The sequence below is a fragment of the Streptomyces atratus genome (genome assembly GCF_040655115.1).
GTDB lineage: Bacteria > Actinomycetota > Actinomycetes > Streptomycetales > Streptomycetaceae > Streptomyces > Streptomyces atratus_D.
On the sequence record NZ_JBFAJH010000008.1, the window covers coordinates 108,613 to 130,703 of the forward strand.

The 22,091-nt window shown below is 70.8% G+C and carries 22 protein-coding genes and 3 pseudogenes; 15 read left to right on the forward strand and 10 right to left on the reverse strand.

Going from position 1 to position 22,091, the window contains the following annotated elements; all coding sequences use genetic code 11:
- The first annotated feature begins 39 nt into the window (after positions 1-39).
- Entirely contained in the window at positions 40-978 is a 939-nt protein-coding gene (locus AB0I23_RS12485) for a DUF4429 domain-containing protein (RefSeq protein ID WP_359109192.1), read from the forward strand.
- Between the two features lie 315 nt (positions 979-1,293).
- Here AB0I23_RS12485 and AB0I23_RS12490 read toward each other — a convergent pair whose 3' ends face one another.
- Both AB0I23_RS12490 and AB0I23_RS12495 read right to left on the reverse strand, forming a co-directional pair.
- Positions 1,294-2,307: an aldo/keto reductase gene (locus AB0I23_RS12490; protein ID WP_359109193.1), complete on the reverse strand. Its 1,014-nt coding sequence runs from the start codon at positions 2,305-2,307 to the stop codon at positions 1,294-1,296.
- Positions 2,307-2,768: a MerR family transcriptional regulator gene (locus AB0I23_RS12495; RefSeq protein ID WP_359109194.1), complete on the reverse strand. Its 462-nt coding sequence runs from the start codon at positions 2,766-2,768 to the stop codon at positions 2,307-2,309. The genes AB0I23_RS12490 and AB0I23_RS12495 overlap by 1 nt, the downstream gene beginning before the upstream one ends.
- Before the next feature lie 117 nt (positions 2,769-2,885).
- On the opposite strand from AB0I23_RS12495, the gene AB0I23_RS12500 reads away from it, so the two are divergent.
- The gene (locus AB0I23_RS12500) at positions 2,886-3,707 is read left to right on the forward strand and encodes a serine hydrolase domain-containing protein (protein WP_359109195.1); all 822 of its coding nucleotides are present in this window, start codon (positions 2,886-2,888) and stop codon (positions 3,705-3,707) included.
- A gap of 202 nt (positions 3,708-3,909) precedes the next feature.
- Here the strand turns inward: AB0I23_RS12500 and AB0I23_RS12510 are convergent, their stop codons facing one another.
- Positions 3,910-4,566 (reverse strand): pirin family protein, encoded by a 657-nt coding sequence (locus tag AB0I23_RS12510; protein ID WP_359109196.1) that lies wholly within the window; start codon positions 4,564-4,566, stop codon positions 3,910-3,912.
- Positions 4,567-4,694: 128 nt separating this feature from the next.
- Here AB0I23_RS12510 and AB0I23_RS12515 point away from each other — a divergent pair, with 128 nt between their 5' ends.
- From AB0I23_RS12515 to fabF, 5 genes are all read left to right on the forward strand, one after another.
- Positions 4,695-5,894, forward strand: coding sequence for a PucR family transcriptional regulator (locus AB0I23_RS12515; protein ID WP_359109197.1), 1,200 nt, complete (start codon positions 4,695-4,697; stop codon positions 5,892-5,894).
- An 89-nt stretch (positions 5,895-5,983) separates the two neighbouring features.
- A complete protein-coding gene (locus tag AB0I23_RS12520; RefSeq protein WP_359109198.1) occupies positions 5,984-6,898 on the forward strand; it encodes an ACP S-malonyltransferase in 915 nt (304 codons plus the stop codon).
- Positions 6,899-6,911: 13 nt separating this feature from the next.
- Complete coding sequence (locus tag AB0I23_RS12525; protein ID WP_359109199.1) at positions 6,912-7,913, forward strand: ketoacyl-ACP synthase III; 1,002 nt, start codon at positions 6,912-6,914, stop codon at positions 7,911-7,913.
- Between the two features lie 63 nt (positions 7,914-7,976).
- Positions 7,977-8,225, forward strand: coding sequence for an acyl carrier protein (locus tag AB0I23_RS12530; protein WP_266986003.1), 249 nt, complete (start codon positions 7,977-7,979; stop codon positions 8,223-8,225).
- A 77-nt stretch (positions 8,226-8,302) separates the two neighbouring features.
- Positions 8,303-9,565 carry a beta-ketoacyl-ACP synthase II gene (gene fabF, locus AB0I23_RS12535; protein ID WP_359109200.1) on the forward strand — a complete coding sequence of 421 codons (1,263 nt, stop codon included), beginning with the start codon at positions 8,303-8,305 and terminating at the stop codon, positions 9,563-9,565.
- A 238-nt stretch (positions 9,566-9,803) separates the two neighbouring features.
- Here fabF and AB0I23_RS12540 read toward each other — a convergent pair whose 3' ends face one another.
- Entirely contained in the window at positions 9,804-10,298 is a 495-nt protein-coding gene (locus AB0I23_RS12540) for a DUF3145 domain-containing protein (protein WP_359109201.1), read from the reverse strand.
- Positions 10,299-10,649: 351 nt separating this feature from the next.
- On the opposite strand from AB0I23_RS12540, the gene AB0I23_RS12545 reads away from it, so the two are divergent.
- From AB0I23_RS12545 to AB0I23_RS12555, 3 genes and pseudogenes are all read left to right on the forward strand, one after another.
- Complete coding sequence (locus AB0I23_RS12545; protein WP_359109202.1) at positions 10,650-11,567, forward strand: SGNH/GDSL hydrolase family protein; 918 nt, start codon at positions 10,650-10,652, stop codon at positions 11,565-11,567.
- Positions 11,568-11,798: 231 nt separating this feature from the next.
- A pseudogene (locus tag AB0I23_RS12550) lies at positions 11,799-12,095 on the forward strand (TetR family transcriptional regulator C-terminal domain-containing protein); the annotation flags it as partial.
- Between the two features lie 117 nt (positions 12,096-12,212).
- Positions 12,213-14,159 (forward strand): flavin monoamine oxidase family protein, encoded by a 1,947-nt coding sequence (locus AB0I23_RS12555; protein ID WP_359109203.1) that lies wholly within the window; start codon positions 12,213-12,215, stop codon positions 14,157-14,159.
- A 14-nt stretch (positions 14,160-14,173) separates the two neighbouring features.
- Here AB0I23_RS12555 and AB0I23_RS12560 read toward each other — a convergent pair whose 3' ends face one another.
- The 4 genes from AB0I23_RS12560 to AB0I23_RS12575 form a co-directional block, all read right to left on the reverse strand.
- A complete protein-coding gene (locus AB0I23_RS12560; protein ID WP_359109204.1) occupies positions 14,174-14,782 on the reverse strand; it encodes a LysE family transporter in 609 nt (202 codons plus the stop codon).
- A gap of 14 nt (positions 14,783-14,796) precedes the next feature.
- Entirely contained in the window at positions 14,797-15,597 is an 801-nt protein-coding gene (locus tag AB0I23_RS12565) for an EI24 domain-containing protein (RefSeq protein WP_359109205.1), read from the reverse strand.
- Positions 15,598-15,679: 82 nt separating this feature from the next.
- Entirely contained in the window at positions 15,680-16,108 is a 429-nt protein-coding gene (locus AB0I23_RS12570) for an organic hydroperoxide resistance protein (RefSeq protein ID WP_359109206.1), read from the reverse strand.
- Positions 16,109-16,197: 89 nt separating this feature from the next.
- Entirely contained in the window at positions 16,198-17,217 is a 1,020-nt protein-coding gene (locus tag AB0I23_RS12575) for an NADP-dependent oxidoreductase (RefSeq protein ID WP_359109207.1), read from the reverse strand.
- A gap of 130 nt (positions 17,218-17,347) precedes the next feature.
- Between AB0I23_RS12575 and AB0I23_RS12580 the strand changes: the two genes are divergently transcribed.
- Positions 17,348-17,785, forward strand: coding sequence for a MarR family winged helix-turn-helix transcriptional regulator (locus tag AB0I23_RS12580; RefSeq protein ID WP_359109208.1), 438 nt, complete (start codon positions 17,348-17,350; stop codon positions 17,783-17,785).
- Between the two features lie 19 nt (positions 17,786-17,804).
- Here the strand turns inward: AB0I23_RS12580 and AB0I23_RS12585 are convergent, their stop codons facing one another.
- The gene (locus tag AB0I23_RS12585) at positions 17,805-18,674 is read right to left on the reverse strand and encodes an SCO2400 family protein (RefSeq protein WP_359109209.1); all 870 of its coding nucleotides are present in this window, start codon (positions 18,672-18,674) and stop codon (positions 17,805-17,807) included.
- A gap of 78 nt (positions 18,675-18,752) precedes the next feature.
- Between AB0I23_RS12585 and AB0I23_RS12590 the strand changes: the two genes are divergently transcribed.
- From AB0I23_RS12590 to AB0I23_RS12600, 3 genes and pseudogenes are all read left to right on the forward strand, one after another.
- On the forward strand, positions 18,753-19,316 hold the full coding sequence (locus AB0I23_RS12590) for a hypothetical protein (protein ID WP_359109210.1): 564 nt from the start codon (positions 18,753-18,755) through the stop codon (positions 19,314-19,316).
- Between the two features lie 148 nt (positions 19,317-19,464).
- Positions 19,465-20,502, forward strand: coding sequence for a rod shape-determining protein (locus AB0I23_RS12595; RefSeq protein ID WP_359109211.1), 1,038 nt, complete (start codon positions 19,465-19,467; stop codon positions 20,500-20,502).
- 58 nt (positions 20,503-20,560) lie between these two features.
- Positions 20,561-21,252, forward strand: a pseudogene (locus AB0I23_RS12600) (histidine kinase); the annotation flags it as partial.
- Here the strand turns inward: AB0I23_RS12600 and AB0I23_RS12605 are convergent.
- Positions 21,230-21,661 (reverse strand): Lrp/AsnC family transcriptional regulator, encoded by a 432-nt coding sequence (locus AB0I23_RS12605; protein WP_359109212.1) that lies wholly within the window; start codon positions 21,659-21,661, stop codon positions 21,230-21,232. The pseudogene AB0I23_RS12600 and the gene AB0I23_RS12605 sit on opposite strands and share 23 nt — an antisense overlap.
- 116 nt (positions 21,662-21,777) lie before the next feature.
- Between AB0I23_RS12605 and AB0I23_RS12610 the strand changes: the two are divergent.
- Positions 21,778-22,044: pseudogene (locus AB0I23_RS12610) on the forward strand (MFS transporter); the annotation flags it as partial.
- Between the last annotated feature and the right edge of the window lie 47 nt (positions 22,045-22,091).

Genomic DNA, 22,091 nt, shown 5'->3' on the forward strand with positions numbered 1-22,091 from the left:
GGGGGGACGTGCGGGCAAGTGCCGCATACGATGAGGCACATGGGTGATGTGCTGGCCGGAATTCATGCCACCTGGGAGTTCGACACCGACTCCGTGCTCATACGCTTCGGAAGGGGTATCCGCACGCCGAAGCTCTTTCAGAGCCTGCGTGAACGCCGTATTCCGCACGCGGCGTTGTCGTCGGTGACGCTGACCCCGGGCAGGCGGGGCACGGTGGTGCTGCACGCGGTGCCGAGACCCGGTGCCGATCCCCTGCTGGAGGCTGCGGCGGGTCAGCTGAAGGAGGGCTGCGATCCGTACCGGCTGGTGCTGCCCGCCGAACGCGAGACGCTCGCCGATTACTACGCGGACGAGTTGCGCGCACTGCTCGGACCGGGCGCGGGGGAACCCGCCGAACGTTTCCTGGTCGCGGCCCCCGAGGCGCCGATGCAGTTCAAGGCGTACGACGGCCGGGCCAGCTTCGACGGCGACCGGATCTCCTTCCGCTGGTTCTGGACGGGTGCCTCCACGGCGAAGTGGAAGGCGGGTGACCAGACGTTTCCGGTCACCGAACTGAGCGGCGTCGAGTGGCGGTCGCCCGAGGCGTTCGACGGCTACCTGCGGCTGGTGCCGCGAGGCGCCGAAGGCGCGGGTTCACCGGCGGGCGCGGAGAGAGGAACACCCCGTACGGATGCCGCGCCCGGTCCGCAGGCGATGGCCGCGCGGCCCACCCAGGCCGATCAGGACCCGGCCGCGGTGATCTTCGGGCTCGGCTACGGCCCGGTGCACGAGTCGCTGCCGTTCGCGGCCGCCGTACTGGAGTCCGTACGCAGGAAGCAGTCCGTACCCGGGACGGCGGCCGCCGTCCCGGGTACGGGGCGCCGCGATCCGGCGAACATCGCCGAGCGGATCCGGCACCTCGGAGAGCTGCACCGGGCGGGACTCGTGACGGACGACGAGTTCAGCGCGAAGAAGGCCCAGTTGCTCGCGGAGCTGTAGCGGGTGGCTGAGAGCCTGCCGGGTGACCTCTGATCGTGCGGTTTCGATGGCAAGGCGGAGGCGGGAGTCGACGCGGAGCGTCGGTGACCGACGCCAACGCCGCAAGCGGAGTCGCCGGGCGTCGGGAGCCCACCCCCTGTCGCTTGGGAGGCCTTGAGGGGGTGAGGCGCGGGATCGGGCGCCTGCGGCGGCGGGGCTGCTCGCGGCGGGGTTCGCCGTGTTCGCGCTGGGGCCGGCGTAGGGCGGCGCGCATCCAGCCCGTCCGGCACTTGAGGACACCACGATCGCCGGGCGCCCCGGCCCGCCGGAAACCAACTACTCGCGCGCGGCGGACGTCGAGCTCATATCCGGGTACCGGTCCCCCGCCACCTGTCCCGCGATCGGCTCCAGCAGTGCCAGCTCCTCCGCGGTCAGCGTGAGCCGGGTGGCGGCCACGTTCTCCAGCAGCCGGCTGCTCTTGCGGGTGCCCGGGATCGGCACCACGGTCAGACCGTGCACCTGGGCCCGCTGCTGCACCCAGGCGAGCGCCACCTGCGCGGCCGACGCCCCGTGCGCCGCCGCGATCTTGTGGACGGGCTCCAGCAGAGCGGCGTTCGTCTTCGCGTTGTCGCCGGTGAAGCGCGGCTGGTACTTGCGGAAGTCGCCGTCCGACAGGTCCTTGGACGCGTCCGTGAACGCCCCGGTCAAAAAGCCCCGGCCGAGCGGCGAGTAGGGCACGAAGGTCACCCCGAGCTCGACCGCCGCGGGCACGGCGCTGCGCTCGACGTCCCGGCTGAAGAGCGACCACTCGGACTGCAGGGCGGCGATCGGGTGCACGGCGTACGCCTCGCGCAGCTCCGCGCCGGTGACCTCGCTCAGCCCGAGCTGCTTGACCTTGCCCTGCTGGACCAGCTCGGCCATCGCGCCGACGGACTCGGCCAGCGGGACTGCCGGGTCGCGGCGGTGCATGTAGTAGAGGTCGATGACATCGGTGTTCAGCCGGCGCAGGCTGTCCTCGACGGCCTGGCGGATGTACGCGGGGTCATTGCGCACACCCCGGTAGTGCGGATCGTCGGTCCGCTCTATGGCGAACTTCGTGGCGAGGGTGATCTCGCCCCGGTGTGCCCCGACGAACGGCGCCAGGAACGTCTCGTTGGCGCCGCGACCGTACACGTCTGCGGTGTCGAAGAGCGTGACGCCCGCCGCCAGCGCCGTCTCCAGCGTCTCGCGCGCGGCGGACTCATCGGTGTCCCCGTAGAACTCGCTCATGCCCATGCAGCCGAGTCCCTGCACGCCCACCTGCGGGCCGCCGTTCCCGAGTTCCACGGTGGCGATCTTGTTGTCAGTCATCAGCTGCAAGGCCTCTCCGGCGCCCGGCGGGCGCTCGCATAAAAGTCGATCTTGTGGTCGAGGACGGCGAGGGTGTCCTGAAGCTCCGCGATCCGCGTCCTCACATCGCGGCGGGTCGACTCCAGCAGTTCCTGCCGTTCCTCGAAGGTGTGCTCGCCCTCGCGCAGGAGTTCCGCGTACCGGACCATGTCGGCGACCGGCATCCCGGTCAGCCGCAGCTTGGAGACGAAGGCCAGCCAGTCCAGGTCACGGTTGGTGAAGCGGCGCTGACCGGTGTGCGACCGGTCGACGTGCGGCATCAGCCCGATCCGCTCGTACCAGCGCAGCGTGTGGGCGGTGAGTCCGGTGAAGGCCGCGACCTCGCTGATGGTGTAGCGGTCCTGACCCTCGGGGCGGGGATGCGCCCGCAGGGCCGATGCGCAGGCGTCCGTCCGTACGGAAGTGCTCTCCATCACCGTCATGACCTCCACGCTAGAACCTTGGAGTGCACTCGAAGCAAGCGCAAACGGCGACGGGTTTCGGCGGCGGCCGGGACACCCCCTCCGACCAGTGCAGGACGGCCCTTTAGGCTCATACGTATGCAGAGCCTGGCGATGATCGACAACTGGCCCGTCCCCACCGCGGCGGCGGCCGTCGTACGAGCGGACGGCACCGTCGTCGGTACGCACGGCCCGGCCGCGCACCGTTTCCCGCTCGCCTCCGTCACCAAGCCGATCGCGGCCTACGCGGCGCTGGTGGCGTACGAGGAGGGCGCGGTCGAGCTCGACGAGCCGGCCGGGCCCGAGGGTTCCACCGTCCGGCACCTGCTCGCGCACACCAGCGGGCTCGCCTTCGACGAGCACCGGGTGACGGCCGCCCCGGGTACCCGGCGGCTGTACTCCAACGCGGGCTTCGAGGTGCTCGGCGACCACATCGCCAAGGCCACCGACATCCCGTTTCCCGAGTATGTGCGCCAGGCGGTTCTGGAGCCGCTGGAAATGACCTCGACCATGGTGGACGGCTCGCCCGCCAAGGACGGCGTCTCGACCGTCGACGATCTCGTACGGTTCGCGGCGGAGGTGCAGGCGCCCCGGCTGCTCGACCCGCGTACGGTGCTGGCCGCGCAGACCGTCGTGCACCCCGGCCTCAAGGGTGTGCTGCCGGGCTACGGCCACCAGAACCCCAACGACTGGGGGCTCGGCTTCGAGATCCGGGACCACAAGTCGCCGCACTGGACGGGCGGTTCCTCGTCGCCCGCGACGTTCGGGCACTTCGGGCAGTCCGGCACCTTCCTGTGGATCGACCCGGTGGCGGGCGCGGCGTGCGTCGCGCTCACCGACCGGGCCTTCGGCCCGTGGGCGGTCGAGGTGTGGCCGGCGTTCACGGACGCGGTGCTCGCGGAGCTCGGCTCCGGCCGCTGAGGGAGATCATCCGTCCGCCGCCTTCGCGGCCCGGCACTCGGACCACACCGTCTTGCCACGGCCGTCGCGGCGCGGCTCCACGCCCCAGCCGTCGGTGACGGCATCGACCAGGACCAGTTCCCGGCCGCCCTCGTCGAGGACATCACCCAGTACCGCGCGGGGCAGTTCCGGACAGCCGTCCGCGACCTCGACGCGCGCGGATTCAGCCCGACAGCTCCCACACCAGTACCTGCGCCGGAGCCTCGGCCACCAGCTCCAGGCCCACCGCCCCGGTGATCCGCGCCGCGTCGCCCGGGCCGAGCATCTCGCCGTCGAGCCGCACCTCGCCGGACACCACCTGCACATACACCCGCGCCGCGTCCGGCACCGCCGTGCGCTCGCCCCCGGCGAGTCTGCGCACATGCAGCAGGGCGTCCGCCTCGGAGAGGGCGTACGGGGTGGAGTCGGCGATGCCGCGGACGATCGTGTACGAGGGTTCGCCGCCCGGGGAGAGCGGGGACAGCCACATCTGAAGGAATGTCAGCGGAACGTCTCCGTCGTTGCGTTCGACGTGGCGCACCCCGGCCGCGGCGCTGAGGTGCTGGAGATCCCCGGCGCGTACGACCGTGGCGTGACCGGCCGAATCGCGGTGGGTCAGTTCGCCCTCTACCACCCAGGTGACGATCTCCGTATGGCTGTGGGGGTGTTCGTCGAAGCCCGCGCCGGGCGCCAGCCGCTCCTCGTTGCACGCCAGGATCGCGCCGAAGCGCAGGTTGTCCGGGTCGTAGAAGGACCCGAAGGAGAAGGCGTGCCGGGACAGAATGCCGGCGGCCTCGTCCCCGCCCGTATACCGGTCGTCCGCGCGCTGTACGGAAATCACGGGTCCACGGTAGCCCGGCCCGGCACCCCTGCGTCCCGGCCGGCCACCGGCCGCCCGCTACCCGGCAGTACGACCCGCGGTGGCCCCGGCCCACCGTGCCCGTGGCCTGATAAGGCAGTCTTGTCTCCGTGCCCCGATCCGATCCTGAGCAGCCTGCTGCGAATGACGCCCACCTGCATGCCGCGACCCTGAAGCGGCTGGAGCAGTCCTCCGGCCGGCTGGCCGCGAACGCGATCGCCCGCATGGACGAGTCGCTGCCCTGGTACCGGGCGATGCCACCGGAGAACCGGTCCTGGATCGGCCTGGTGGCCCAGGCCGGAATCGCCGCGTTCACCGAGTGGTTCCGGCACCCGGAGACGCCGCAGGCCATCTCCACCGATGTGTTCGGTACGGCTCCGCGCGAGCTGACCCGGGCGATCACCCTGCGCCAGACCGTCGAGATGGTGCGTACGACGATCGAGGTCATGGAGGCCGCGATCGAGGAGGTCGCCGCGCCCGGCGACGAGTCGCTGCTGCGCGAGGCGCTGCTCGTCTACGCACGGGAGATCGCCTTCGCGACCGCCCAGGTGTACGCGCAGGCGGCCGAGGCGCGCGGCGCCTGGGACGCCCGGCTGGAATCGCTCGTGGTGAACGCGGTGCTGTCCGGGGAGGCCGACGAGGGAGCCGTCTCCCGGGCCGCCGCGCTCGGCTGGAACTCCCCCGAGCATGTGTGTGTGATCCTCGGCACGGCCCCCGACGGCGACAGCGAACTGACCGTCGAGGCGATCCGGCGCGCCGCCCGGCACGCCAAGCTCCAGGTACTCACCGGCGTGCTCGGCAGCCGTCTGGTCGTCATCGCGGGCGGCAGCGACAACCCGCTGCACGTCGCGAAGGCGCTGATCGGCCCGTACGCGGCCGGGCCGGTCGTCGCCGGGCCCGTGGTGTCCGACCTGCTGGCGGCCACCCGGTCCGCCCAGGCCGCCGCCGCCGGGCTCAAGGCGTGCGGTGCCTGGCAGGACGCGCCGCGGCCCGTTCTGGCGGACGATCTGCTGCCGGAGCGCGCCATTGCGGGCGACCCCGCCGCGCGCGACCAGTTGGTGGAGGAGATCTACAGACCGCTGGAGGAAGCGGGCTCGGCGCTGCTGGAGACTCTGAGTGTGTACCTGGAGCAGGCGAGCAGCCTGGAGGGCGCGGCCCGGATGCTGTTCGTGCACCCCAACACCGTGCGCTACCGGCTCCGACGTGTGACGGACGTCACCGGATGGTCGCCCTCCGATGTCCGCTCGGCGTTCACGCTGCGAATCGCCCTGATTCTGGGGCGTCTGGCCGACAGAGATACCCAGTCCTAGACTTTTGTCGGACATCAACAATTCCCCCTACGGTTCTTCGTCCCTGTCCCCACGGGCGTTCAGGACTGTTCGCAAGAGAGAGTGTGAGGGTGCTCGTACTCGTCGCTCCCGGCCAAGGCGCTCAGACGCCCGGCTTCCTGACTCCCTGGCTCGACCTCCCCGGTGCCACCGACCGCGTCGCGGCCTGGTCCGACGCCGTCGGGCTCGACCTTGCCCACTACGGCACGAAGGCCGACGCGGACGAGATCCGCGACACCGCGGTGGCTCAGCCACTGCTGGTCGCCGCGGGCTTGCTGTCCGCCGCCGCACTGGGCGCGTCGCCCGACGTCGTCGCAGGTCACAGCGTGGGTGAGATCACCGCGGCGGCGTTCGCCGGTGTCCTCGACGAGGAGGCCGCGCTCCGTCTCGTACGCACCCGCGGACTCGCCATGGCGGACGCCGCAGCGGTCACCGAGACCGGGATGGCGGCGCTGCTCGGCGGCGACCCGGAGGTGACGGTCCCACACCTGGAGAAGCTCGGTCTGACCCCGGCGAACGTCAACGGGGGCGGCCAGATCGTCGCCGCCGGTACCGCCGCGCAGATCGCCGCGCTGACCAGGGACAAGCCCGAGGGCGTGCGCCGCGTGGTGCCCCTCAAGGTCGCCGGTGCCTTCCACACGCACCACATGGCTCCCGCGGTCGACCGGCTCCGCGAGGCCGCCGCGGCACTGACGGTCTCCGAGCCGACTGTGACGTATGTTTCGAACGCCGACGGAAAGACGGTCGCCTCCGGCGCCGAGGTCATCTCGCGGCTGGTCGGCCAGGTCGCCAACCCGGTCCGCTGGGACCTGTGCATGGAGACGTTCAAGGAGCTGGGCGTCACGACGCTCATCGAGGCCTGCCCCGGTGGGACCCTGACCGGTCTCGCCAAGCGGGCGCTGCCCGGGGTGCGGACCCTCGCGCTCAAGACCCCCGACGACCTCGACGCGGCCCGCGCGCTCCTCGCTGAGCACGCAGACGCCTAAGGAGCCCGAGAGCATGTCGAAGATCAAGCCCAGCAAGGGCGCCGCGTACGCACGGATCATGGGCGTCGGTGGCTACCGGCCGACCCGTGTCGTGCCCAACGAGGTGATCCTCGAAACGATCGACTCGTCGGACGAGTGGATCCGCTCCCGCTCCGGCATCGCCACCCGCCACTGGGCCTCCGAGGAGGAGACCGTGGCCGCGATGTCCGTGGAGGCGTCCGGCAAGGCCATCGCCGACGCCGGCATCACGCCGGAGCAGATCGGCGCCGTCGTCGTCTCCACCGTCTCGCACTTCAAGCAGACCCCGGCCATCGCGACCGAGATCGCCCACAGGATCGGTGCGGGCAAGCCCGCCGCGTTCGACATCTCCGCCGGCTGCGCCGGGTTCGGCTACGGCCTGACCCTCGCCAAGGGCATGATCGTCGAGGGTTCGGCGGAGTACGTCCTTGTCATCGGCGTGGAGCGGCTCAGCGACCTCACCGACCTGCACGACCGCGCGACGGCGTTCCTGTTCGGCGACGGTGCCGGTGCGGTCGTGGTCGGGCCCTCCAAGGTCCCCGCCATAGGCGCGACGGTCTGGGGCTCCGAGGGCGACAAGTCCGAGACGATCAAGCAGACCGTGGCGTGGGACGAGTTCCACGCCAAGCGCCCGGAGAAGTTCCCGGCCATCACGCAGGAGGGCCAGGCGGTCTTCCGCTGGGCCGTCTTCGAGATGGCGAAGGTCGCCCAGCAGGCGCTGGACGCGGCCGGGATCACCCCGGAAGACCTGGACGTCTTCATTCCGCACCAGGCCAACATGCGGATCATCGACTCGATGGTGAAGACCCTGAAGCTGCCGGAGAGCGTCACGGTCGCCCGTGACGTGGAGACCACCGGCAACACCTCCGCCGCCTCGATTCCGCTCGCTATGGAGCGGCTCCTGGCGACCGGTCAGGCGAAGAGCGGCGACACCGCGCTCGTCATCGGCTTCGGGGCGGGTCTCGTCTACGCCGCGACGGTCGTTACTCTCCCCTAGGCACACCGGACCTTCCGGTCCGGACGTCCGAACCCTGCAGAAACACATCGAAGGAGCGCCAACATGGCCGCCACCCAGGAAGAGATCGTCAGCGGTCTCGCCGAGATCGTCAACGAGATCGCCGGTATCCCGGTCGAGGATGTCCAGCTGGACAAGTCCTTCACCGACGACCTGGACGTCGACTCGCTGTCCATGGTCGAGGTCGTCGTCGCCGCCGAAGAGCGCTTCGACGTCAAGATCCCGGACGAGGACGTCAAGAACCTCAAGACGGTCGGCGACGCTGCCGACTACATCCTGAAGCACCAGGCCTGATCCAGCCGGCTCGTGTGTCGCCACCCGGCGGTGGCGCCGCTGATTCACGACCCTCTACACGTGGAGAAGATTTTCCAGTGAACTCGACCAATCGCACCGTGGTCGTCACCGGTATCGGCGCAACCACTCCGCTGGGTGGCGACTCGGCGTCGACCTGGGAAGGTCTGATGGCCGGTCGTTCCGGCGTCAACCCTCTCGAGGGCGAACGTTTCGCCGAACTGCCCGTCCGGATCGCCGCCCTCGCGGCTGTCGACCCGGGCGACGTACTGCCCCGCCCGCTCGCCCGCAAGCTGGACCGATCGGCGCAGTTCGCGCTGATCGCGGCCCGCGAGGCCTGGGCGGACGCCGGCTTCATTGGCAAGGCCGGTGAGGACGAGAAGATCCAGCCCGACCGGCTCGGCTCGGTCATCGCCTCCGGTATCGGTGGCGTGCTCACGCTCCTCGACCAGTACGACGTGCTGAAGGAGAAGGGCGTTCGCCGTGTCTCCCCGCACACCGTGCCCATGCTCATGCCGAACGGCCCGGCCGCCAACGTCGGCCTCGAGGTCAACGCGCAGGCCGGTGTCCACGCTCCGGTCTCCGCCTGTGCGTCGGGCGCCGAGGCCATCGGGTACGCCGTCGAGATGATCCGCACCGGCCGTGCCGATGTCGTGCTCGCCGGTGGCACCGAGGCGGCCATCCACCCGCTGCCGATCGCGGCGTTCGCCAACATGATGGCGATGTCCAAGAACAACGACGAGCCCGAGAAGGCGTCCCGTCCCTACGACACGGGCCGTGACGGCTTCGTGCTCGGCGAGGGTGCCGGTGTCGTCGTCCTGGAGTCCGCGGAGCACGCGGCCGCGCGTGGCGCCAAGGTCTACTGCGAGGTACTGGGCCAGGGACTGTCCGCGGACGCCCACCACATCGCGCAGCCCGAGCCGACCGGGCGCGGGATCGCTGCCGCGATGCAGAACCTGCTGGACCAGACGGATCTCAAGCCGTCGGAGATCGTGCACATCAACGCGCACGCCACGTCGACGCCGCAGGGCGACGTCGCGGAGCTGAAGGCTCTGCGCAAGGTCCTGGGCGACGACCTCGACCACGTCGCGATCTCCGCGACGAAGTCGATGACCGGTCACCTGCTCGGTGGCGCGGGCGGCATCGAGACCGTCGCGACGGTCCTGGCGCTGCACCACCGGATGGCTCCGCCGACGATCAACGTGGAGAACCTCGACGAGGCGGTGGAGGCCGACATCGTGCGCGGTGAACCCCGTCCGCTGCCCGAGGGGTCGATCGCCGCGATCAACAACTCGTTCGGGTTCGGGGGGCACAACGTGGTGCTGGCGTTCCGCAGCGTCTGACCCCTGGCCCGCGGCCCGGTACACCGAGGCCCGCCTCCCCCGAGTGGGGAGGCGGGCCTCGTCCGCTGCGCGGGACGTTTCCGGGGCTCTGCCCCCGGGCCCGGCTCCTCATCGCCGGAGGGGCTGATTTCTGTCGCGCCGGACGCCGGCCTCGCCGGCGATTGAGGTGCGGGGCCCGGGGCGGAGCCCCGGTTTCGGGAAGGGGCGGGTCGGGGAACAGGCACGCCACAGGCGCCCCTCACACCACCTGGTGCAGCCACCGCACCGGTGCCCCCTCCCCGGCATGCCGGAACGACTCCAACTCGTCGTCCCACGGCTTGCCGAGAAGTTTGGCGATCTCCGCCTCCAGCTCCGTCTCCCCCCGCACCGACCGCGCCAGAGCGGCCCGCAACCGGTCCTCCGGCACCAGGATGTCGCCGTGCATGCCGGTGACCGCGTGGAAGATGCCCAGCTCCGGCGTGGAGCTGTACCGCTCGCCCTCCGCCGTCGCACACGGCTCCGCCGTCACCTCGAAGCGCAGCAGATCCCACCCCCGCAATGCGGAGGCAAGCTTCGACGCGATGCCTGCGGCGCCTTTCCAGGAGAACTCGGACCGCCAGGTGCCGGGCGAGGCCGGCTGTCTGATCCAGTCGAGCTGCACCCGCACACCGAGGACACCCGCCACCGCCCACTCGACATGTGGGCAGAGCGCGCGCGGTGCGGAGTGAACGTACAGGACTCCACGTGTCGTCACCGGGACCTCCAGTGTGGGACGAGGTTCGCCTTCCCCAGCGGCCTCGCGCCCGTACCGCCTTTTCTCGGCCGGTCCCCGAGGCTGTCGTCAGTAAACAGCATCGGAAGTGAATCTCCGGAAAAGGGACGATATGTGACGTGATGTGATGATACGAAGCCACCCAAGTGGAGTCGGGTGGTGGAACGCGGCACTGGTTCGACGGGGAAAAGCTACCGTGCGACGGCGCCCGAGGTGTGACGTACCGTCGGTCCTGGGCCCATCATTCGCACACCTTTCACCCGGCAGGGCGCGCGGGCGTGTCGCCTGGGGCTTCACGGGGTTGCCGGGGGCATAAACGGGAGGGCATGAGGGATGCAGAATCGTTCCGCGAGCCATCGCTCGCGCACCAGTGCCGCCGTTCTGACGGCGCTTCCGGTGATCGCCGTGGCCGCGCTGGCCGGCTGTGACACCGGGTCGGACGGGACGACCAAGGGGTCCGCCGCCGGGCAGCGCCACCCGTCTGCCGCGCCCTCCCCCGCCTGGAACCCCAGTCCCGGGTCGGTCGCCGCGGTCGGGGACTCCATCACCCGTGGTTTCGACGCCTGTTCCGTGCTGGCCGACTGCCCCGAGGCCTCCTGGGCGACCGGCACGGACCGCAAGGTCCGGAGCCTCGCCGTGCGGCTGCTCGGCTCCTCGGGCGCGGCCTCGCACAGCTGGAACCACGCCGAGACCGGGGCCCGGATCGCCCAGTTGGCGGAGCAGATGGCTCTCGCGGCGGAGCGGAAGCCGGACCTGGTGACCGTGATGATCGGCGCCAACGACGCCTGCCGGGACTCGGCGAGGCTGATGACGCCGGTGGCGGACTTCCGGGCCTCGTTCGAGGCTTCGATGCGTCAGCTCCGCAGCAAGGCGCCGAAGGCGCAGGTGTACGTGTCGAGCGTGCCGGATCTCAAACGCCTCTGGTCGACGGGGCGCGACAACGCCCTGGGCAAGCAGATCTGGAAGCTGGGCATCTGCAAGTCGATGCTGGGCCATGCGGATGACATGAGCGCCGGCGCCGTGGCGCGCCGAACCTCGGTGCAGGAGCGGGTCGTGGCGTACAACGAGGTGCTGCGGGACGTGTGCGCGAAGGACCTGCGCTGCCGGTACGACGGGGGTGCGGTCTTCGACTACCCGTTCAGTGGCCGGCAGCTCAGCCAGTGGGACTGGTTCCATCCGGGGCTGAGCGGCCAGGCCCGGCTCGCCGAGATCGCGTACCGCAATGTCACGGCTCGGAAGCCCCCGGCGTAGCCACCGGCACGTGGTCTAAGGTCCGTGATCATGGACGCGGGTTTGAGCAGCACGGCGGTACGTACGGACCGCGAGGAGTACGTGTCGACGACCGTGTACGGGTTCTCGGTGCGCTGACCGGACGAGAAGAGCCCCGGAGCGGGGTCAGGTGCTGCTCCGGGACTCTCCGGTCCGAGGAGCTGCCGCTACTCCTTGACCTCCGTGGCCGCCGTCATGCGTACGTCGCCGAGCGAGCGCGCTGCCCGCACCTCGTACACGCCGGGCACGAGGGTCCAGTCGAACTACACGCAGGCGCGCGCGAGCATGGCGGCCATGCTGCGCGCGGAGGACGGCGGGGCGCTGCCGGGCGGTCTCACTCCGGAGCGGGCCGCGCCGCTGCTCGTGGCGGTGCTGGACGGGCTCCGGTACCAGTGGTTGCCCGACCCCGGATCGGTGGACATGCCGGCCGCGTTCCGGGACTTCCCGCGGCTGTTGCAGCCGGGGGCCGCGGACGCCCCCGACGGGCGCGACGACTCCACCCACAAGTGAAATGACCTGCGACAACACCGGTACGACAAGATCGATAAGCGGCACCTGCGAGTGATTCCGAGCGGTCTACGCGCGTCCGGGCAACGCGCTCCATTCCGCGCCCCCCAGGGTGTCCGCATGACTGACAAGCCAGCCGAAGAGACCTCGGTCCTGCCCTCGCGACGCAGCATGCTCGCGGGTGTCGCCGCCGGCGCCACCGCCCTCGCCACGACCGCCGTGACCTCGGCGAACGCGGCCACGCCCGACTCCCTCGCGGCGCCTTCCACTCCTGCGGCCCCCGAGAGGGCCCCCGGCTCCGACTGGAACGCCTGCCTGGCCATCGCCCGTGCCATCCTCGTACGCGACGATCAGGACGAGCCACTGGTGCCGCACTACCGCGACATCCTGCTCTCCAAGGGCCTGCCGCGCAGCCGCAAGCCCCCCAAGAAGGTACTGATCATCGGTGCGGGGCCGGCCGGACTGACCGCCGCCCATCTGCTCAGCAGCGCCGGGCACACCGTCACCGTGATCGAGGCCAACGGCAACCGGGTCGGCGGCCGGATCAAGACCTTCCGCAAGGGCGGCCACGAGAACGCGAAGGCGCCGTTCGCCGACTCGAAGCAGTACGCCGAGGGCGGGGCGATGCGGATTCCCGACAGCCACCCGCTCGTCACCGGGCTCATGGACAGCTTCGGTCTGAAGCGCCGCCGCTTCTACCTCGTCGATGTCGACGGCGCGGGAGAGCCCGTCAACCACACCTGGATCCATGTCAACGGCATCCGGGTCCGCAAGGCGGACTACGCGAAGAAGCCGCAGACGCTCAACCGCTCCTTCGGGGTCCCCGCGGAGTTCGAGAACAAGACCGCCGCGACCATCGTGCGGGAGGCCTTCGCGCCTGTACGCAAGGAGTTCGAGGGCAAGGAGGGCCGGGAGCTCGTCGAGGGCTGGGCACGGGTCATCCAGCGGTACGGACACTGGTCGATGTTCCGCTTCCTGACCGAGGCGGCCAAGCTCGACGAGCGCACCATCGACCTCATCGGCACGGTCGAGAACCTCACCTCGCGACTCCATCTCGCCTTTGTGCACAGCTTCATCGGAGCCTCCCTGATCAGCCCGGACACCGCGTTCTACGAGCTGCCCGACGGCACGGCGACCCTGGCCGACGCCATGTACGCGCGGGTCAAGGACCTGGTGCGGCTGGACCGCCGGGCCGCCAGGATCAGCTACGAAGCCGACAGCGTCCGGGTCGAGACGGTGTCCGAGGGCCGTAACGGCAAGGTCGTGCGGGAGACGTTCACCGGCGACCGGGCGATCGTCACCGTGCCGTTCTCCGGGCTGCGCCACATCCCGGTCACGCCCGCGCTCTCGTACGGCAAGCGGCGCGCGATCACCGAGATCCACTACGACGCGGCCACCAAGGTGCTGCTCGAATTCAGCCTCCGCTGGTGGGAGTTCGAGGAGAAGGACTGGGAGGCCGAGCTGGAGCGGATCCGGCCCGGTCTGTACGACGCGTACCGGCTCGGCAAGGCGCCGGCCGACGGTTCGCTGCTCGGCGCGCACCCCTCCGTACCGCCCGGACATCTTCCGCGCAACCAGCGCGTGCACTATGCGGCGTACCGCGCGACCGCCCGCGACCAGCCCGAGGCGGCGCATGTCATCGGCGGCGGATCCGTCACCGACAACGCCAACCGCTTCATGTTCCAGCCCTCCCACCCGGTCGACGGGAGCAAGGGGGGTGTCCTCCTCGCCTCGTACAGCTGGGCCGACGACGCCCTGAAGTGGGACTCCCTGGACGACGACGAGCGCTACCCGCACGCCCTGGGAGGCGTGCAGGACGTGTACGGGCAGCGCATCGAGGTCTTCTACACGGGGGTCGGCGCCACCCAGTCGTGGATGCGCGACCCGTACGCGTACGGCGAGGCGTCGGTGCTGCTGCCCGGCCAGCACACCGAACTGTTCGCCGATGTGCGCTCGGTCGAGGGGCCGCTGCACTTCGCGGGCTGCCACACCTCGGTCAAGCCGGCCTGGATCGAAGGGGCGTTGGAGTCGGCGGTCCGCACGGCGCTGGACGTGCACACGAGCTGACGTCCGTCACTGACTCAGCGGGCGAGGCCCAGCGTGACGCCCAGTCCGACGAGCACCGATCCGATGCCCCGGTTGAGGACCTTCTGCCACCGCAGCATCGCGGTGCGCAGGTGGGCGAGCGAGAAGAACAGCGCGACCAGTCCGAACCAGCCGAGATGGGCGAGGGACATGAAGAGCCCGTAGCCGGCCTGCCGCCACAGGCCGGTGCCGGGGCCGACGACCTGGGTGAACGTCGACACGACGAAGAGGGTGGTCTTGGGGTTCAGCGCGTTGGTGAGGAAGCCGGTGCGCAGGGCCCCGAGCCTGCTCAGTCCCGGCTTCGACTCCAGGTCGACGGCGAGGTCATTGCGGGCGAAGAAGGTCCGTACCCCGATGTAGACGAGATACGCCGCACCCGCCAGCTTGATCGCGGTGAACAGAACGGTCGAGGACGCGATCAGCAGCCCGACGCCGAGCATGGTGTACGTGACATGGACCAGGACACCCGCGGCGACACCGACGGCGGCGAGGAGCCCGGTCGTCCGGCCGTAAAGACAGCTGTTGCGCACGACCATCGCGAAGTCGGCGCCCGGGCTGATGACGGCGAGGACGGTGATGACGGCGACGGCGACGATCTCGGTCATGGGCTCGGGTCCCCTCAGTCCGTGGTGACCCTGTACGGGGGCGCGGAGACGTCCTCGTCCCCGTCCTCGTCATCGGCGGGCGGCGCCACCAGGTCCCGGGTGAGCAGGGTGGCCCCGGCGACGGCGCCCGGCATCAGGAACACGGCGACGAACGGGACAAGGAAGGCGAGCCCCAGCGGTACGCCGAAGCCGAGGATCAGCATGCGGCGGCCGCGCAGCAGGACGAGCCTGTCCGCCAGGACCATGCCGCGGCGCTGGAGCGCGACGGCGGTGAGTTCCTCGGCGAGGAAGTAGCCGGTCACACAGAAGCCGATGACGGGGACCACGGTCTGGCCGACGACCGGAATGAACCCGAGGGCGAAGAGCAGGACGGCGTAGAGCGTGACGCGCACCAGGATGCGCATGCTGTCACGGGCGGAGATCCACAACTCGCGCCAGAGCGGCAGCCCGGACTCGGGGACCTCGCCGCCCTCGGTGCGGTCGACCTCCTCGGAGAGCGACTCGTAGAACGGCTGGCCGACCAGCAGGGTCACGGCGGTGAACGTGATCACGGCGAGGAAGAGGCCGAGCGCGAAGACCAGTACGGTCAGGGTGGTGCGGAGAAGACCGAGCCAGGGGCTGGACCAGTCGTCGGCGAACGGGGTCGCCCAGGCGGCGAGGTCGTCGGCGCCGTAGCCGAGACCGATGAGCGCCCCCGCGTACACGACGAGTGTGATGAGGCCGGGGATCAGGCCGAAGCCGAACCATCGTCCGTGCCGGCCGACCCAGCGCTGCCCCTTGATCAAATACCTGAAACCCGCCCCTAGATCACGCATGGCGTCAGCGTACTGGCGGCGGCGGACGGGCCGCACCCTGGCGCGGATGCGGCCCTCGGTCACGTACAAGCCATAGGGGCGATCAGACGACCGACAGCTCGACCTTGATGTTGCCGCGCGTGGCGTTCGAGTACGGGCACACCTGGTGGGCCTTCTCGATGAGCGACTGCGCGGTGGGGGTGTCGACGTTCGGAATGGTCGCGGAGATCGCGACCTCCAGGCCGAAGCCGCCCTCGGCGGTCTTGCCGATGGAGACGGCGGCGGTCACGGTCGAGCCGGAGATGTCGGCCTTCTCCTGGCGGGCCACGACACCGAGAGCACCCTGGAAGCAGGCGCTGTAGCCGGCCGCGAAGAGCTGCTCCGGGTTGGTGCCCGCGCCACTGCCGCCCAGCGCCTTCGGCGGGTTGACGACGACGTCGAGCCGGCCGTCGTCGGAGGAGACGCGGCCGTCACGGCCGTTCTCCGCGGTGGCGACAGCGGTGTACGCGACGGTTATGTCCTGAACAGTCATGCTGAGGGTTCCTCTGCTGTAGCGCCGCGACTCGCGCCCACGGTCGCGACGGCCTGTGGATGAGACTAACGGGTGCCTGTGAGCGGCTTTCAGCCGAGGGAGACGACCATCTTTCCGGTGTTCTCTCCGCGCATCAGACCGAGGAAGGTGTCGAAGCCCTTCTCGATGCCTTCGACGACGGTCTCGCCGTACTTCAGCTCGCCCGAGGCCAGCCAGGCGGCGACCTCCTGGACGAACTGCGGCTGGAGCGCGGCGTGATCGCCGACGAGCATGCCCTGCAGACGCAGCCGCTTGCCGATGACGAGCGCGAGGTTGCGCGGGCCGGGGGTCGGCTCGGTCGCGTTGTACTGGGCGATCATTCCGCAGATGGTGGCGCGACCGCGCACGTTGAGCGAGGAGATCGCGGCTTCGAGGTGCTCGCCGCCGACGTTGTCGAAGTAGACGTCGATGCCGTCGGGAGCGGCCTCGCGCAACTGCTCGGCGACCGGGCCGTTCTTGTAGTTGAAGGCGGCGTCGAAGCCGTACTCCTCGACGAGGAGCTTGACCTTCTCGTCGGATCCGGCCGAGCCGATGACCCGCGAGGCGCCCTTGAGCTTGGCCATCTGGCCGACCTGGCTGCCGACCGCACCGGCGGCGCCGGAGACGAAGACGGCGTCGCCCTCCTTGAAGGAGGCGACGTCGAAGAGGCCGGCGTAGGCGGTGAGCCCCGTCATGCCGAGCACGCCGAGGTAGGCGGAGAGCGGGGCCAGGTCCGGGTCGACCTTCACGGCATGCCTGGCGGGCACGTCGGCGTACTCGCGCCAGCCCAGACCGTGCAGGACGTGGTCGCCGACCGCGATCCCCTCGGCGTTGGAGGCGATGACCTCGCCGACCGCGCCGCCCTCCATGGGGTGATCCAGCTTGAAGGGCGGGGTGTACGACTTCACGTCGTTCATCCTGCCCCGCATGTACGGGTCGACCGAGAAGTACAGGTTGCGGACGAGGATGCGCCCCTCGCCGGGAGCGGCGACCGGGGCCTCACGCAGCGCGAAATCCTCGGCCTTCGGCCAGCCGTGGGGGCGGGCGACAAGGTGCCATTCACGGCTGGACGTGGGAAGTGCTGCAGACATGGGCTCGGGGTCTCCTCGATGTCATACGGGTGGAGGGAAGCGTTCCCGCGAAGGAGAAAAGCTTCATGACGTGAAACAACCATGCTCCTGAATATTTCATGTTGTCAAGTAACCGGGTATCCTGAGTGTCATGGCCACCACGCGAACAGACCCTCTGACCCTCGAAGTCGTCGAGCTCATCGGCACTGTCGTGGCGCGCTACTACGAGGAGTACGACCAGGCAGCGGCCGCGCACTCGCTGACCGGCGCGCAGGCCAGGGTCCTGGGACTGCTCTCCCTGGAGCCGATGCCGATGCGCAGGATCGCCCAGAAGCTGAAGTGCGAGCCGTCGAACGTGACGGGGATCGTCGACCGGCTGGAGACCCGCGGCCTGGTCGAGCGCCGGCCCGACCCGGCCGACCGACGGGTGAAACTGGCCGCCCCGACGGAGAAGGGCATCGACACCGCACGGCAGCTGCGCGAGTCGCTCAGCTTCGCCCGGGAGCCCCTGGCGAAGCTGTCGGACACGGACCGTGCGGTGCTGCGGGATCTGCTGCGGCGGATGCTGGGCGTGGACGCGGGGTCCTAGCCCCGGGCCGCGGACACCCCTAGGAGCAGAAGAACAGGAACCAGCACGTCTCCGTTCCGGTCGGGCTGGGCGCGGGTGGCGCCGGATTCTGGGGCGGTACTGCGGTGCCGGTGGGCTGCCCCGACTCCGCCGGGTCGAGAGGCGTACCGGAAGGACTCGGTCCGGACGACGCCTCCGTGGAGGGGCCGGCGCCGTCGGAGGGCGTGGTGGTGGCCGCGGGCGGGGCGGAGCCCTCGCCTCCTGGGGCCCCGGTGCCGGTCGAGGCGGCCGGACGGCCGGTGCCGGAGGTGCGCGCATCGGTGTCCGGGGCCACGGAGGGACCGTCCACCGGTCCGGGACTGTCGATGTCGTGGCTCGACGAGGGGTCCGGTGCCGGTTCCGCCGTGACGTCGGTGGCCTCGCGTACGTAGTCGGAGGCGTGGTCGTCACCGTTCGGCTCGATGGCCAGCCGGGCGAGGCTCAGGGCACCGGCGGCGAGCACGACTCCGAGGACGGCGAGCAGAGCCGTACGGCCGCGGCGGCGGTGCGAGCGACGGCCGCGGCCTTCCTTGGTGCCTCGCCCTTCCCGGCCGCGTCGATTGCCCCGGCCACCCCGCCCTTCCCGGCCGCCCGGTCCGTCGCTCTCCGCCCGGACACCGCGCCGCGAGCCGCCCGGGGTGCGCGCGCCCCGGGATCCGCGCGCGTGCCCGCCCGGCGCAGGTTCGGCGGCGCCGCGGGACCGGCGGCCGCCGGCCGACATGGACGGTGCGGCCTTCGCGCGCTCCGTGTCCGGTTCGTGGCCGGAGAGGGCAGGCGTGGCGTAGTGGCTCAGCGCCTCGGCGGGGGTTCCGCACCCGGCACAGGCGAGGGCTCCGTTGAGATGCCGCTGACACGGGTGACAGTAATTCATGGCGCCCGCAGATTAAGTGCCGATAGGACAACAGAGAAAGCCGCTCAGGTGAGGATCCTGTGTGGAAGCGTTGATTCCATGACCATCGCCCCCTTCGGTCCACTCGAATTCCAGCTCGTCCTGCTCCGGCGGATGGCCGACCACCAACCGGACCTCGTGGAGGACGCCCGGCACGAACTGAGCGCCTCACTCTCCGAGATGCGGGAGGCGAACCGCCGCTGGCAGGCGATGGTGCGCGCGCCTCGCGGCCGCGGTTCGCTGCGCCGCTACCGCTCGGTGCTGGGTGAACCCGAGTCCTCCGTACACCGCCGGATCGGCGACCTGGAGTGCGACGCCCTGCTCTGGCCGGTGCCGCTCTGGCCGGATCTGCGATTCGAGGTGATGATCGCGCCCGGCGGGGCCGTATGGAACGAATGGCTGGTCAGAGCCCCAGGGGCGGCCGGCCCTGAGCTGCGCACCGTCGAGGACCTGCGCCCCTGGTCGTGCACCGTCGACGAGGTGGCGCGTGCCTTCGCGCCGGCCCGCCCGATGGAGGGCAGCGCGCCGACCCGCTGGGCACTGGCGATCACGGACCCCGTGACGGGCGCCCTGTACGTGGCCGAGTTCACCTGGGGGCTGTTCCAGCGACTGCTGCCCGGCTGACTCCGGCGCGGCGCCCGCATCTGTCGGCCCGTCAGCTCCATACTCCCTCCGGCTCATCCCAACGCGCGCGATCCGTCCGGACGACGCACGATGCAGAGAGGGCCGGCTGCCGCCGGCGCCTCCATCAGCGCTCTCGGGAGAACCTGCCGTGACCGTCAGTCTTGAGCAGTTGCGCCGTTGCCATGTCGCCGTCGACCTCGGGGCCGCCCGTACCCGGGTGTACGTCAAAGGGCTCGGGCTCGTCGTCGACGAGCCGAGCTGCGCCGCAGTGAACACCCGTACCGGCTCGCTCATCGCCGTGGGCGCGCTCGCCGAGCAGATGACGGGCCGCACCCCCGACTACATCCGGGTGGCCCGCCCGGTCTCCGGCGGAACGGTCATCGACATCGAGATGGCCCAGCGCATGCTCCGCCATCTGCTCGGCGAGAAGCTCCGCCGCCAGCTGCGCCGCAAGCCGCGGCTGCGGGCGGCCGCCTGCACCCCGCACGACAGCGATCCGCTCGCCCAGCGGGCCGCCGTCGAGACCCTGGTCGGGCTCGGCGCCCGGCGGGTCGAGCTGGTCGACACGCTGATCGCGGCGGCCGTCGGCTGCGGGCTCCCGGTCGAGCAGCCGGTCGGGAGCATGATCATGGTGTGCGGGGCCGCGACCACGCAGATCGCGGTGCTCTCGCTCGGTTCGATCGTCACGGCCGCCCGGATCCCGATCGGCGGCGACGCCATCGACCACGCGGTGATCCAGCATCTGCGCCAGAACCACGAGTTGATGCTGCCGAGTCAGTCGGTACGTCCGTTGCAGCTGGCGCTCAGCGGCAACGGTCTGACCCCGTACGGTCCCGCGACGACCGAAATCCACGGCCGTGACGTGGCGACCGGCCTGGCCCGCTCGGTGCACGTCGACACCGCCGCCGTACGGCAGGCCATCCAGACGCCGCTGACCGCGGTCCATGACGGTCTCGGCAAGGTGCTGCGCGACTGCCCGCCCGATCTGGTGGCCGATCTCGCGGACTGCGGGATCATGATGGTCGGCGGGAGCGCGCTGCTGCCCGGCCTCGACCAGATGCTGCGTGATGCGACGGGCATGCCGGTGCAGATCGCCGAGCGCCCCGATGTCTGCTCCGTCCTGGGGCTCGGCGCCATGCTGGACGGCAAGATCGAGCCGTTGGTCCTCAACCCGCTGGCCGCCTGACGACCGCGAGGGCAGCGTATGACGTACGAGAACCGGGGCACCGCGGACGGGCCCGCGGCGAGACGGACGGCTGATCGGCACCCCCGCTCTGCCCCGGCGGCGAGGCGGCGCGCCGTACACGGCGGTGGACCGGCTGCCGGCCTCCCGGTTCGCCTCGCAGGCGGCGCTCGCCCTGGTGCCGGCGGACGCCCGGCACAACAGGGAACAGCTCGCGGTGTACAAGGACCGTGACCGGATCGCCCGCGATCTGCACGATCTCGTCGTCCAGCGGCTCTTCGCGACGGAAATGATGCTCGAATCGACCCGCCGCCGGGCCGCCGCGCCGGAGACGGACGAGCTGCTCAGCCGGGCCGCCGACGAGCTGGACTCCACCATTCAGGAAGTGCGGACCGCGATCTTCGCCCTCCAGCAGCCGCCCACCGAGGCGCCCAGCACCTTCCGCGGCCGGGTGCTGCGGGAGACCGGGGGCGCGGCCTCCGTGCTCGGGTTCCAGCCGTCGGTGCAATTCTCCGGGGCGGTGGACGCCCTGGTGCGGCAGCGGATGGACCAGCAGCTCCGCGCGGCGCTGCGCGGCGCCCTGGCGGCGGCGCACCGGCGGGCCGGGGTGTCTGTCGGTCATCGAGGTGGAGGTGGACGCGACGGCGCGGCTCGCGGACGGACGCGGTCCGCGGTCCGGCTGATGGTTGCCGACGAAGGCACGCCGAGGACGGCTCACGCTCGACGACCGTCACCTGGCAGGCGCCGCTCTGAGCGCGACCCGGGTGCTGGAGTGGGCGACGCCCGCCTCGCGCTTGAGTCTGCGCAGCAGCCCGTCCAGGGCGGCGGTGTCGGCGACGGTGGCGCGTACGAGATAGTCGTGTCCGCCCGTCACGTGCACCACTTCGGTGATGCCGGGCAGCGCGAGCACCGCGCGTTCGAACGCCTCGTTGGTCGTGTCGATACGCAGCGTCACATCGATGAAGACGACCAGGCCCGTCCGGGTGTCGGCGGCCGGGTCGATGATCACGGTGAAGCCACGGATGACGCCGTCGCGACGCAGCCGGCGCACCCGGTCGGCGGCGGCGTTGGCGCTGAGGCCGACCCGTACCCCCAGATCGCGGTACGAGATCCGCGCGTCCTCCTGGAGGACGCCGAGGATTTCCCTGTCCAGACGGTCCATACCGCGATTGTCGCAGCTTGTGCCGGATTGCGACTGCGGAGACCTGGGTGGGCCCCCGTACCTCGCCTGGAGTACGTCGGCGGGCCCACCGCTGCCGTCCTGCCTTGACTGGCAGGGTGGAAACAGCCGTCAGGCAGTCCCCCGTTGCGGTCGGCAGGAAGTCCGCCGCCTACCGCACTCTCGCGATGGCCACGATCGGCTTCGGGCTCACTTCCTGGGCCTGGAACCTGATCCCGCCGTTGTCCGGGGCCTTCAAGGAACGGCTCGGGCTGAGTTCGTTCGAGCAGTCGCTGCTGGTCGCCCTGCCGGTGCTGGTCGGTTCGCTGGGGCGGATCCCGGCAGGAGCGCTCACCGACAAATACGGCGCCCGGCGGGCGCGTCCGGGCGCCCCGGCGACGCAGCGTGGCGCCGCACCTGTCGTCGTGCGCCC